Raw genomic sequence first — 12,818 nt, 5'->3', positions numbered from 1 at the left:
CGCGGTGACTGCAAATGAAAAATGTTTCATGCGCGTTTCGCCGGAATCCGCGCGCGGGTCTTCTATATTCGGCGCCGAGCGTCTCCCCCCGGCGCGCGGAATCCCGGCCACCGATGAACCTCCTGCATACCCCATTGCCCCGCCACGCCCGACCACTGAGGACGCGCCGGCCGGCGCTGTTTGCACTCGTTCTGCTCGGCCTGCTGTCGGCCTGTGGCAAGGATGCGCCCAAGCCGGCGGGCAGGCTTCACGAGGTGGAAGTGCTGACCCTGCAGGAGAAGCCGTTGGCGATGGAACAGGAGCTGCCGGGGCGGACCATCGCATCGCAGGAGTCGGATGTGCGCCCGCAGGTGGATGGCGTGCTGGTGAAACGCCTGTTCGAAGAGGGCGAATCGGTGCGTGCCGGGCAGCCCTTGTTCCAGATCGAGCCGGCCCTGTACCAGGCGGCAGTGAACCAGGCACAGGCCAACCTGAAGACCGCCGAAGCGGCGGCAGTGACCGCACGCCTGCGCGCGCAGCGGATGCACGCGCTGGGCGGTGAGCAGCTGGCCGCGCGCCAGGACGTGGACGACGCCATTGCCAGCGGCCAGCAGGCCGCAGCCGCGGTGCAGGCGGCACAGGCGAGCCTGGATACCGCGCGCACGCGGCTTGGTTTCGCCACGGTGACCGCGCCGATTGCCGGGCGAATCGGTCGTGCGCTGTTCACACCGGGTGCGCTGGTTACCTCGGGCCAGGCCAACCCGCTGGCGCGGATCCAGCAGGTCGACCCGATGAACGTGGACATCACCCAGTCCAGCAACGAGTACCTGGCCCTGCGCCGCGCGATCGCCGACGGAGGCGTGCAGGCCACCACCGCTGCGGTGCGGCTGCGGCTGTCCGATGGCAGTGAGTATCCGTTGCCCGGCACCTTGGAATTTGCCGATATCGACGTGCAGCAGGAAACCGGCAGCATCACCCTGCGCGCACGGTTTCCCAATCCCGCCGGGCAGCTGCTGCCGGGAATGTATGTGCGGGCGCAGGTGGGGCAGGGCACGCAGCAGCGGGCCCTGCTGGTGCCGCAGTCCGCGGTGGACCGCAGCCCGAAGGGTGAGGCGCAGGTGTGGGTGGTGGATGAGAGGGGCAAGGCGAAGCTGCGCCTGTTCCGTACCGCGCGGGCGATTGGCGACCAGTGGCTGGTGCTGGATGGCATCGCTGCCGGCGAACGGGTGGTCGTGGCCGGCGCACAGGGGCTCTCCGATGGCACGGCGGTGCAGGTGAAGCCCGCGGCGGCAGTCGCGCCGGCAGCCGCCGGGAAGGGCTGAGCCATGTTGCCGCGCTTCTTCATCCATCGCCCAGTGTTCGCATGGGTGCTGGCGATCTGCATCATGGCCTTCGGCGCGATCGCCGTCAGCCAGCTGCCGGTCGAACAGTACCCGGACATTGCGCCGCCACAGGTCAACATCACCGCCAACTACACCGGTGCCTCGGCGCAGACGGTGGAAGACAGCGTCACCCAGGTGATCGAACAGCAGATCAAGGGTATCGATCACCTGCTGTACTTTTCCTCCACCAGTTCGTCATCGGGCCAGGCGCGGATCACGGTCACCTTCGACCAGAGCGCCAATCCGGATATCGCCCAGGTGCAGGTGCAGAACAGCGTCAACCAGGCCATCAACCGGCTGCCGCAGGAAGTGCAGCAGCAGGGCGTGACCGTGGCGAAGTCGCAGGGCGATTCGCTGATGGTCGTCTCGCTGTACGACACCAGCCGGCGCATGGAACGGGTGGACGTTTCCGACTTCCTGGTCAGCAACGTGCAGGATCCGATCAGCCGCATTCCGGGTGTCGGCGAGATCAATGTGTTCGGCTCGGCGTATGCGATGCGCGTGTGGCTGGATCCGCACAAGCTGCGTGCCTACGACCTGATGCCGGCCGACGTGCGCACGGCCATCCAGGCCCAGAACACCCAGGTGACGGCCGGTGAGCTGGGGGCGTTGCCATCGAGCGCAACGCAGAGCCTGAATGCCACCGTCACTGCCCAGTCGCGCCTGCAGACGCCCGAACAGTTCCGCGCGATCATCCTGCGCACGCTTCCCAGTGGCGCTGCAGTGCACCTGGGCGACGTGGCACGGGTGGAGATCGGTGCCGAGAACTACCAGACCAGCAGCTATCTCAATGGCTATCCGGCGGCGGGTTTCTCGGTCACGCTGGCCTCCGGAGCCAACGCGCTGGCCACCGCCGACGCGGTCCGTGAGGAGATCGAGCGCCTGCGGCCAACCTTCCCGCCCGGGCTGCAGGTCGCCTACCCCCGCGACAGCACACCATTCGTGCGGGTCTCGATCGAGGGGGTCATCCATACCCTCATCGAAGCCATCGTGCTGGTGGTCGTGGTGATGTTCCTGTTCCTGCAGAACCTGCGCGCCACGTTGATCCCCGCGATCACGGTGCCGGTGGTGCTGCTGGGCACGTTCGGCGTGCTGGCGGTCGCCGGATTCACGATCAACACGCTCACCCTGTTCGCGATGGTGCTGGCGATCGGCCTGCTGGTCGACGACGCGATCGTGGTGGTGGAGAACGTGGAGCGCATCATCCACGACGAACACCTGCCGCCACGCGAGGCCACCGAAAAATCGATGGGCGAGATCACCGGTGCGCTGATCGGCATCACCGTGGTGCTGGGCGCAGTGTTCCTGCCGATGGCCCTGTTCGGTGGTTCCACCGGCATCATCTACCGCCAGTTCTCGATCACCATTGCTTCGGCGATGGCGCTGTCGGCGCTGGTCGCGCTGACACTGACCCCGGCGCTGTGCGCGACCCTGCTCAAGCCATCTTCGGCGCAGAAGCCTCAGGGCCGCTTCTTCAGGGCGTTCAACCGCGGTGTCGAGCGCAGCCAGTTGGCCTATCAGGGAAAGCTCGGTGGCGTCGTTGCCCGGCCGCGGCGCTGGATGGCGTTCTACCTGCTGCTGGTGGTCGCCATGATCGCGCTGTATGCGCGCATGCCCACCGGCTTCCTGCCCGTGGAAGACCAGGGCCAGGTGACCTTCCAGTTCTCCACGCCGGAGGGCACCCCGATGGCGCGTACCGAAGCGCTGGGCGAGCAGATCAGCCGCTACTTCATGGAGCACGAGAAGCAGAACCTGGACGTGGTGTTCGTGGTGGTCGGCCGCAACAATGCCGGCACCGGCCAGAACGCCGGACAGGGGTTCCTCGCCCTGAAACCCTGGGACGAGCGTACCGGCGACAACACCGCTGCGGCGATCATCACGCGTGCCAATGCCTACTTCCGTGGGTTGCCCGATGCCAGGGTCAACGTGCTGGCGCCGCCGGCGGTGCGTGGACTGGGCCAGTCCAGTGGCTTCGAACTGTGGCTGCAGGACACCAGCGCCGCCGGGCGCGTGGCCCTGCAGTCGGCGCAGGAACAGGTAGTGCGTGCGGCTGGCGAAGACGATGGGCTCACCTCGGTGCGGCTGAACGGCCTGGGCGACAAGGCCGAGCTGCGGCTGGACATCGACCATGCCCAGGCCAGCGCGCTGGGGCTGTCCCAGGCTGACATCAATTCCACGCTGTCGGCAGCGTGGGGCGGCAGCTACATCAACGATTTCCTCGATCGTGGCCGGGTCAAGCGTGTCTACATGCAGGGCGACCAGCCCTACCGCAGCGTGCCCGACGACATCGGCCAGTGGTATGTGCGCGGCGGCAACGGCCAGATGGCGTCGTTCGCCAGTTTCGCCAGCAGCCACTGGGCGCGCGGGCCGCAGCTGCAGCAGCGCTTCAACGGTCTGCCGGCAATGCAGATCCAGGGCAGTGCCGCTGAAGGGCGCAGTTCGGGTGAAGCGATGCAGCGCATGCAGGCGCTGGTTGCCGATCAACCCGGGTTCGACCTGCAGTGGAGTGGCCTGTCCTACCAGGAACAATTGGCCAGCAACCAGACGTTGTGGCTGTACACCGCCTCCATTGCTTTCATCTTCCTGTGCCTGGCGGCGCTCTATGAGAGCTGGACGGTGCCGGTGGCGGTGGTACTGGTGATTCCCCTGGGCGTCATTGGAACCGTGCTGGCGACCACCGCGGCGGGCTTCGTCAACGACATCTACTTCCAGGTCGGCCTGCTCACCACCATCGGCCTGTCGGCGAAGAATGCGATCCTGATCGTGGAGTTCGCCGAGGCCCGTTATCGCGCGGGCAGTTCAGCGGTGGAGGCCGCGCTGCAGGGCGCACGCCTGCGCCTGCGGCCGATCGTGATGACGTCGCTGGCCTTCGTGGCCGGCGTGATTCCGTTGGCGCTGGCGACCGGTGCGGGTGCAGTCAGTCGTCGTGAAATCGGCATGAGCGTGATTGGCGGCATGCTCTCCGGCACGGTGCTGGCAGTGGTGTTGGTGCCGCTGTTCTTCGTGCTGGTCCGCCGCCTTGGCCGATCCCGGCCGCAGGACTGAGGGGGCCGCCTGTCATCCGACTGCCGCAGCACCATCACCCGTTCTTTGCCGATGCAGGGCTAGCGTTGGTCGTCCCCGTCCCCCACGGAGACCCGCCATGTGGCTGCTCGACCATCTCTGGCCAGGCCGCAGGCCTTCACCTCCCCCGGTCGCGGCCGAGCCGCAGGCCGCGCCCCGTCGCCCCTGGCTGAAACGCCCGGTGCGGGCCGGGCGCAGCGGTATGGCGCCCTGGCAGAAGGTCGCCGCACCGCCGCGGCGCACACGCCACTAGGCGGTGCGGTCGGCGGGGTGGTTGACCCCGTCGTTGACCGGGATCATGCCCAGTGCGAACGGGTCGATGCCCTCCAGGCAGGCCACGTTGTAGCCGTACTGGTCCGGGTTGGAGCGACGCCGGTGGTGGGTGTAGATGCCGCACACGCCGCAGAAGTAGTGCTCGGCCACATGCGTGTTGAACTGGTACAGCTGCAGGTGGTCCTGCCCGCGCACCACCTGCAGGCCCGCGCGGGTGACGCTGGCGGCGATGGCGCCACGGCGGCGGCACATGGAGCAGTCACAGCGGCGCGGGTCGACGATGCCATCAGGCAGGTCCAGCAGCAGTTCGACCGTACCGCAGTGGCAGGTGGCGCGGTGCCGGGGTTGGACCGGAACACCGGCCACGGACGTGATACCCATCGTTGCTCCTGTGTGGTGGAAGGCGGCCGCAAGGGCCGCTGCCGACCCTGCGCCGGCCAGCCTGAACGGACCGTAGATGCCACGCTGATCCGGCTTGTGGCTAACTATGCGGCTTCAAGACCGCGACAGGATGCCAGTGAACGCCGCAGGACGTTGGATGACAGGAAGTGCCATGGCGCTGGCGGCGCTGTGGGTGACCGGGCTGCTGGCGTACCAGTTGCCGGGGCCGGGCGGGTTGGCCATCGGCGTGGCCGTGCTGTGGCTGCTGGTTGCCCTGTGGGCGTCGTGGCGGATCGCGCGTGGCCGCGGTTCACGCAGGCTGGGCCTGATGTTCGGCGCATCGCTGGCGCTGGCCGTGCTGTGGTGGCTGCTGCTGACCCCGCGCCAGGACCGCGTATGGGCCGACGACGTCGCGCAGCGTCTGCACGTGGTGTCCTTCGATGGCCGCCACGTGGTGTTCGACAACGTGCGTGATTTCACCTGGCGCACCGAGACCGACTACGACGCACACTGGGTGCGTCGCGAATACGACCTGGACCAGCTGCGCTCGGCCGACCTCGTGCTGTCGTACTGGATGGGCCCGGCCATCGCCCACACGCTGATCTCGTTCGGCTTCCAGGATGGCCGCCACGTGGTGTTCTCGCTGGAGATCCGCAAGGAACGCGGTGAATCGTTCTCGGCACTGGGCGGCTTCTTCCGCAAGTTCGAGATGACCCTGGTGGCGTCGGAGGAGACCGACATCATCCGCACCCGCACCAATGCGCGCGGTGAGGATGTCTACCTGTACCGGCTGCATGGCATGGACCGCGCGCAACTGAAGGAACTGTTCGCGGCCTACATCGAGCAGGCGCGCGACCTGGATGCGAAGCCGGGCTTCTACAATACGCTGACCAGCAACTGCACCACGATCGTCTTCGACCTGGCCCGCCACATCGCGCCGCGCCTGCCGCTGGACTACCGCCTGCTGCTGTCCGGTTACCTGGCCGAGTACGCGCAGGAGGTCGGCGCGCTCACTCCGGGCGTGCCGTACGCCGAGCTGCACGACAAGGGCCGCATCACCCAGCGTGCGCTGGACCTGGGCGATGGCCCGCACTTCTCCACCGTGATCCGCCAGGGCGTGCCCGGCACCGAGCAGGACCCGCAGTAATGACCCGATTCTTCCCGTCCCGCTGGCAGCGCCTGCTGCCGGTGTTGTTCGCTGCCTTCCTGCTGCTGGGCAGCAGCGGTTGCGCGATGGTCACCGTCAAGCAGGTCAAGTCCAGCGATTCGCTGGTCAACAAGCGTGCCGACGTGCTCAACACCGGCAAGCTCAGCCCGGCCGCGCGCGAGACGCTCAGCGCGGCAGGCCTGGACGAGTCGCAGTGCGAAAAGGACTTCCTGGTCTGCCGCAGCACGCTGCTGATGACCGACGATCTCAATGTCGAGCAGCGGTTGTCGGCGCTGTCCGAACTGTGGGTGAAGGCGGCGCTGGCGCTGACCCCGAAGAAGACCGCTGCCGGTGATCCACCAATGAGCGATGCGGCGCTGGATGCCTGGCTGGAGGCGGCGCGCTATGCCTACGCCTACCTGTTCTACAGCGGCCGGTCTCCGTCTGATCGTGCTTTCGAGGACCGCCAGACGCAGGTACGCGATTACTACAACTACGCGGCCGAGAAGGCGGCAGTGGTGCTGTTCGTGCGCGCGCGTGCCTCTGCATTGGCCGGCGAGGACTATACGAAGCCGATTTCGGTCGGCAGCTGGTCGCTGGCCTCCAACTACCAGCAGCTGAACCTGAAGAGCATCCCGGCGCAGCTGGTGCCGGCCGGCACGGTCAGCTTCGTCGGCCTGCGCAGCACCTATCGCCGCGATGGCTTCGGCGCCGAACTGGTGATGGTGATGGACCCGCCGAAGCTGGTCGCGCCGGTGATCGCACCCGATGGCCCCAAGGCCGAGGCGCCGCAGGAGGATGAGGACGACGCACGCCGTGGCCGCCGCCATCGCCATGACGACTCGGTGCCTGAGTTCAGCGAGATGTCCTCGATCAACGTCACTGCGCTGCTGCGCTTCGAGGGCAGCAGCCTGGAAGACGTGATGCGCACGCGCCGGGTCGAGCTGGACGCCTATTCGCCGGAAGCCACCGAGCGCATCACCCTGCATGGCGAACAGGTGCCGCTGGCCGGCAACTTCACGGCGGCCTACGGCCTGTGGCTGGCGCAGAGCGGTTTCGCCCGGCAATCTCTGCGCACGCTGTTCGGCATGAGCGAGGGCATCGGCGAACCGCACATCTACCTGATGCAGCCGTGGGACCCGAACCGCCGCATCATCTTCATGCTGCATGGCCTGGCCAGCAGCCCGGAAGCCTGGGTGAACCTGGCCAACGAGATCATGGGCGATCCCGAGCTGCGCCAGCAGTTCCAGGTCTGGCAGGTCTATTACCCGACCAATGCACCGATCGCTCTGAACCGCTACGAGATCGCCAATGCGTTCAACGATACGCTCAAGCACTTCGATCCCAATGGCAGTACGCGTGCATCGAAGGACATGGTCTACATCGGGCACAGCATGGGCGGCGTGCTGGCGCGCCTGCTGGTCAGCGACTCGGGTGACGTGCTGTGGAATGACCTGCTGGCCAACTACGACCTGAAGGGCGAGCGCCTGAAGCGGGTGCAGAACAAGCTGGGGCCGCTGCTGCATTTCAAGGCGCAACCGAACGTGGAGCGCGCGATCTTCATCGCCGCGCCACATCAGGGTACCGACATCGCAGGCAACAAGGTCGGTCGCCTGATCGGTCGCCTGGTGCGCCTGCCGCTGACAATTCTCGGCAAGTTCGAGGACGTGTTCCTGGCGCTGGCGCAGGCCGAACAGCAGGTCGATGGTACGGCCAAGCCCAAGATCCCCAACAGCATCGACAACCTCAAGGCCAGCGATCCGTTCGTGAAGGCGGCCGCGCAGTTGCCGATCGAAGCGGGCCTGAAGTACCACTCGATCATCGCCCAGCGCAAGCCGGAGCTGCCGGTGGAAAAGTCCGATGACGGACTGGTGCCGTACTGGAGTGCGCACCTGCCGGGCGCACTTTCGGAGAAGGTGATCATCTCCGGCCACAGCGTGCAGGAGACCCCGCAGGCGGTGCTGGAAGTGCGGCGCATCCTGCATCGGGACATCGATGACATGGGAGCCGGCACGAAACCCTGACCGCTGCGCTCGCCGGACATGGCCCGGCGCTACCGTGGTGCGCCTTTCCGGCGGGCGCTGCGTCGACGTGATCCGCCCGGTGGCGTTACACCCGTCGCGCGATCAGCGTGGCCAGCACCGCAAGGCCGAAGGTGATCGCCAGGCACAGCAGGTAGCCGGTGTGCGGGGCGCTTTCCACGAACAATGCGAACAAGGCACCGGAGACCGCCAGCGCGGTGGTCACCGACAGGGCCTCGCTCAGCTGCAGTGCCGAGGTGTTGGCACCCTGCTCCTGCGGCGCCGACAACGACAGCGTCAGCACCGACAGGCTGGCGTAGATCATGCCCATGCCGAAGCCGGTCACGGCCCAGCCGAGCAGCGACACCGGCAGTGGAACCACGTTGAACAGCACTGCCAGCGTGGCGGCAATGCCGACCGTCATCATCGTCGTGCCGGCGCGCAGCAGCTGCTGGCGTGACCAGCCACGCCGCTGGTGGCCCTGCAGCCACGAGCCGGCGAACCAGCCCAGCGCACCGAGGCTGAGTACGGCCCCGGCCCAGCTGGGCGAAAGGCCACGTTCGCGCTGCAGCAGCAGCGGCAGGTAGGCCTCGCAGGCGAAGAAGGCGGCCGCCGCGATGCCACGCAGCGCGATCACGCTGGGCAGGCCACGGCGCAGGATCAGTGTTCCGGGCGGAAGCAGTCGATGTACGCAGAACAGCAGCGCCAGCATCGCCACGCCGATGCAGAGCAGGGCAGGCAGGCCCTGTTGCTGACCGCCGAAGTACAGCAGCAACGCGGCCAGCGAGGCACCACTGGCCCAGCGCACCACCTTGCCGCGTCCATCGTCGGTGGTGCTGGCGGGACTGGGCTGCATGCGTGCCAGCGCGGGACGCAGCAGCAGGGCCGCCGGAACCGCCAGCAATGGCACCGCCAGGAACACCCAGCGCCAGCCCAGGTGCTGCACGATCAGGCCGCTCAACGCCGGGCCGACCATCGAAGGCACCACCCAACCGGCCGAGAAGGCGGCAAATACCTTCGGCCGCAGGTGCTCCGGGTAGCTGCGGCCGACCATCACGTACAGCGAGACCGAGATCGCACCCGCACCCAGCCCCTGCAGCAGGCGCCCCGCCACCAGCATGCCCATGCGCGTGGCAAGGCCGGCCAGCAGCAGGCCCAGCACGAAGCAGGCCAACCCGTACCAGAGTGGCCGTGCCGGCCCATGGCGATCGGCCCAGCGTCCGGCCAGGGTCATGCCGATCACGCTGGTGGCCAGGGTACCGCCGAAGGCCAGTGCGTACAGGCGCAGGCCGTCCAGTGCCACGGCCACGGTCGGCATGGCGGCCGCCACCGCCAAGGCCTCGAAGGCGTGCAGCGCGACCAGCGCGACCATGCCGATGGTGGTGGCGCGGTAGCGCGCGGACAGGATCGAAGTGTCGGCCGGTGTACCGGCGTTGGCGGGGGAGAGCGTGGGGGTCATACGGGTCAGCTGCGGGCCGCGCTTGTCAACAGGCGGCGAAGATAGCAGCATGACACCTCAACTGCAGTTGAGGTCAAGCAATGGTGTCCCAGGAACTGAGCGTTGGCGAAGTCTCCCAGCGCAGTGGCGTGGCGGTTTCGGCGCTGCACTTCTACGAGCGCAAGGGGCTGATCAGCAGCCTGCGCACTTCGGGCAACCAGCGCCGCTATAGCCGCGACGTGCTGCGCCGGCTGGCGGTGATCCGCGTAGCGCAGCGCGTGGGCATGCCGTTGGAAGCGGTCGGCCGTGCCTTCGAGAGCCTGCCCGACGGCCGCGCACCGACCAAGGCGGATTGGGCCAAGTTGTCCGCGCGCTGGCGCACCGAGCTGGAGGAGCGCATCCACATGCTGGAACTGCTGCGCGATGAACTGACCGGCTGCATCGGCTGCGGCTGCCTGTCGCTGCAGCGCTGCCGCCTGGCCAACCCGGGTGACGTGCTTGGCGAACGCGGCGACGGCCCGATGCGCTGGGAGTGACCCGCGAAAAGGGGACGGAGGGGATTAAGTCGTTAATGCACAAACGACATAATCCCCTCCGTCCCCTTTTCCCTACCAGACCGTGATCGTCTCGCCGCTCTGGATGCCTTCCACCGCGCGCTGGTAGCCCAGTGCCGCGCGCTGCGCGCTCACGGCTTCGAAGCCCGGGAAGTAGGGGCCGTAGGCCGCCATCGATTCGATCAGCACGTTCGGGCTGACCACATTGATGCGCAGGCCACGGGGCAGCAGCTCCAGCGCCGCCGCGCGCACGAAGCCTTCCAGTGCGGCATTCACCGAGGTGGCGTTGGCGCCATCACGGATCGGCTGGGCGCTGATGATGCCGCTGGTCAGGGTGATCGAACCGCCGCTGTTGAGGTGGTGCTGGGCAGCAAGTGCCAACCGCACCTGTCCCAGCAGCTTGTCCTGCAGGCCGATGTTGAACTGCGCCGGCGTCATCGCCTGCAGCGGACCGAAGTGTACCGAGCCGGTGGTGGAGATAACCGCATCGACCGGCCCGGTGCGCGAGAACAGGTCGGCAACGCTGGCATCGTCGGTCAGGTCCACGCGCAGTTCGCCGCTGTGGCGACCGGCGGCGAGGATCTGGTGATGCTGGCCGAGCTGGCGGGCGACTGCCTGGCCGAGGGTGCCGCTGGCACCGACGAGAAGGATCTTCATGGCCGTTCCTTGAGGAGGGGGATGGGCGCAGTCTGCGCCGTCACTGCAGTGTTAGGTAGGGGGCGTACAATTCGCAGATTCCTAACTCTGGATTAGTAATGGATACGTTGCGCTGCATGCAGGCCTTCGTCGCCGTGGCCGAGCGCGGGAGCTTTGCAGGGGCTGCCGAACAGCTGCAGGTGTCGGCGGTGATGGTCGGCAAGTACATCCAGCAGCTGGAGGCGCATCTGGGCACGGCCTTGCTGCAGCGGAACACCCGCCGCCAACGCCTGACCGAAGCCGGCGGGGCCTACCTGGCCGGTTGCCGGCAGGTGCTGGAGCAGGTGCAGCAGGCCGAGGCGGATGTGGCCGGCCTGCAGGTGCAGCCACGCGGCCTGCTGCGGGTCAGCGCGCCGACCACCTGGGGCAGCTGTGTGCTGGCTCCGCAGCTGGCCACGCTGTTGCGCGCGCAGCCGCAGTTGAACATCGAGCTGGACCTGAGCAACCGCCGCGTGGACCTGATCGAGGATGGTTTCGACGTGGCGATCCGGGTGGGGCCGCTGCCGTCGCAGGAAGTGGTGGCGCGACCGCTGCCGCCGTACGCGATGAGCCTGTGCGCGGCGCCCGCGTACCTGCGCCGGCGCGGCACGCCGCGCACACCCGATGATCTGGAAGGGCACGACTGCCTGAGCCACCTGGCCTGGCGTGGTGGCCACGGCTGGCAGCTGGCCAATGGCGAACAGGTGGATTGGGACGCACGCCTGACCTGCAACGATGGCTTCGCGTTGCGTGAAGCTGCCGTGGCCGGTGCCGGTCTGGTGCTGCAACCGACGGCGTTGCTGGCTGCCGAAATTGCCGCCGGGCGCCTGAAGCCGCTGCTGCGCGACTACCTGCCCGAACCGCGGCCGATGCACCTGATCTACCTGCCCGACCGCAGGCCGCGCCCGCGGTTGCAGTGCTTCGTTGATTTCGTCATGACCACATTGGGGCAATGAGCATCCACGCATGGCGTGGATCTACCAATGAGCGCCGTGCATTCCATCAGTAGATCCACGCCATGCGTGGATGATGGTGGGTGCCAACCATTGGTCGGCACACCTCGGGATCAATCATTCGCCGCAGACAATTCCTGCCCACGCACCTGCGCAGCGCGCAGCGCCGTGTCCACCAGCGCCTCGAAACCACCGGCCTGGAAGCTCTCGATCGCGGCCTGGGTGGTGCCGTTCGGCGAGGTCACGCGGCGGCGCAGCTCGGCCGGGCTTTCGCCGGCCTCATCCAGCATGCGCGAGGCACCCAGCAGGGTCTGCACCACCAGCGTGCGCGCTGCTTCTGCAGGCAGGCCCTGGGCGATACCCGCTGCTTCCATCGCTTCGGCCAGCAGGAACACATAGGCCGGGCCGCTACCGGATACGGCAGTGACCGAATCCATCAGTGCTTCGCTGTCGATCCACACGGTGCGGCCTGCGCTGGCCAGCACCTTCTCGGCCTGTGCGTGCTGCTGCGCATCCACCGAAGGCGTGGCATACAGGCCGGTCACACCGGCGCCGAGCAGGGCAGGGGTGTTGGGCATCGCGCGCACCACCGGCAGGTTGCCGCCCAGCCAGCGTTCCAGCTGCGCGCTGGTGATGCCCGCGGCAATCGATACCACCAGCGGCCGGTTCGCCTGGGCCAGTGCCTGCAGTGACTGGCAGACCTCGCGCAGTACCTGCGGCTTCACCGCCAGCAGCCAGGTGCTGCCCTGGGCAGCGGAATCAAGCGCGTTGTCATGCACCTGCACACCGAAGTCGGCGGCCAGTGCCTGGCGCAGTTCGGCCACCGGTTCGGCGACGTGGATGTGCGTGGCGGGCATGCCCTGGCGGATCAGGCCGGCGATCAGGCTGCGCGCCATGTTGCCGCCGCCGATGAAGGTGATGGAATCAGCTGCCATGGAAATCTCCTCGAAAA

General features: G+C 67.5%; 10 protein-coding genes. 6 read left to right on the top strand and 4 right to left on the bottom strand.

Features of this window, described 5'->3' with window-relative positions; all coding sequences use genetic code 11:
* Positions 1–113 precede the first annotated feature (113 nt).
* Both D7T59_RS08770 and D7T59_RS08765 read left to right on the top strand, forming a co-directional pair.
* A complete protein-coding gene (locus D7T59_RS08770) occupies positions 114–1,301 on the top strand; it encodes an efflux RND transporter periplasmic adaptor subunit (protein ID WP_180851413.1) in 1,188 nt (395 codons plus the stop codon).
* 3 nt (positions 1,302–1,304) lie between these two features.
* Positions 1,305–4,406, top strand: coding sequence for an efflux RND transporter permease subunit (locus tag D7T59_RS08765; RefSeq protein ID WP_180851414.1), 3,102 nt, complete (start codon positions 1,305–1,307; stop codon positions 4,404–4,406).
* A gap of 267 nt (positions 4,407–4,673) precedes the next feature.
* Here D7T59_RS08765 and D7T59_RS08760 read toward each other — a convergent pair whose 3' ends face one another.
* Positions 4,674–5,078 carry a GFA family protein gene (locus D7T59_RS08760; protein ID WP_180851415.1) on the bottom strand — a complete coding sequence of 135 codons (405 nt, stop codon included), beginning with the start codon at positions 5,076–5,078 and terminating at the stop codon, positions 4,674–4,676.
* 172 nt (positions 5,079–5,250) lie between these two features.
* On the opposite strand from D7T59_RS08760, the gene D7T59_RS08755 reads away from it, so the two are divergent.
* Together D7T59_RS08755 and D7T59_RS08750 are read left to right on the top strand one after the other, a co-directional pair.
* Positions 5,251–6,225, top strand: a complete 975-nt coding sequence (locus D7T59_RS08755; protein WP_180851460.1) for an Lnb N-terminal periplasmic domain-containing protein — start codon at positions 5,251–5,253, stop codon at positions 6,223–6,225.
* Entirely contained in the window at positions 6,225–8,249 is a 2,025-nt protein-coding gene (locus D7T59_RS08750; RefSeq protein WP_180851416.1) for an esterase/lipase family protein, read from the top strand. Before D7T59_RS08755 ends, D7T59_RS08750 begins: the two co-directional genes overlap by 1 nt.
* An 85-nt stretch (positions 8,250–8,334) precedes the next feature.
* Here D7T59_RS08750 and D7T59_RS08745 read toward each other — a convergent pair whose 3' ends face one another.
* Positions 8,335–9,756 carry an MFS transporter gene (locus tag D7T59_RS08745; RefSeq protein WP_180851417.1) on the bottom strand — a complete coding sequence of 474 codons (1,422 nt, stop codon included), beginning with the start codon at positions 9,754–9,756 and terminating at the stop codon, positions 8,335–8,337.
* Between the two features lie 29 nt (positions 9,757–9,785).
* On the opposite strand from D7T59_RS08745, the gene soxR reads away from it, so the two are divergent.
* On the top strand, positions 9,786–10,220 hold the full coding sequence (gene soxR, locus D7T59_RS08740; RefSeq protein ID WP_164136975.1) for a redox-sensitive transcriptional activator SoxR: 435 nt from the start codon (positions 9,786–9,788) through the stop codon (positions 10,218–10,220).
* 72 nt (positions 10,221–10,292) lie between these two features.
* On the opposite strand, the gene D7T59_RS08735 is transcribed toward soxR, so the two are convergent.
* A complete protein-coding gene (locus D7T59_RS08735; RefSeq protein ID WP_164136976.1) occupies positions 10,293–10,895 on the bottom strand; it encodes a short chain dehydrogenase in 603 nt (200 codons plus the stop codon).
* Positions 10,896–10,993: 98 nt separating this feature from the next.
* On the opposite strand from D7T59_RS08735, the gene D7T59_RS08730 reads away from it, so the two are divergent.
* Positions 10,994–11,869 carry a LysR family transcriptional regulator gene (locus D7T59_RS08730; RefSeq protein WP_180851418.1) on the top strand — a complete coding sequence of 292 codons (876 nt, stop codon included), beginning with the start codon at positions 10,994–10,996 and terminating at the stop codon, positions 11,867–11,869.
* Positions 11,870–11,979: 110 nt separating this feature from the next.
* On the opposite strand, the gene proC is transcribed toward D7T59_RS08730, so the two are convergent.
* Positions 11,980–12,801, bottom strand: coding sequence for a pyrroline-5-carboxylate reductase (proC, locus tag D7T59_RS08725; RefSeq protein ID WP_180851419.1), 822 nt, complete (start codon positions 12,799–12,801; stop codon positions 11,980–11,982).
* Positions 12,802–12,818: the final 17 nt, after the last annotated feature.

It is taken from the genome of Stenotrophomonas maltophilia (assembly GCF_013464915.1).
In the GTDB taxonomy this organism is placed as follows: Bacteria; Pseudomonadota; Gammaproteobacteria; order Xanthomonadales; family Xanthomonadaceae; genus Stenotrophomonas; species Stenotrophomonas maltophilia_AT.
This window is presented reverse-complemented; position numbering and strand designations above follow the sequence as displayed.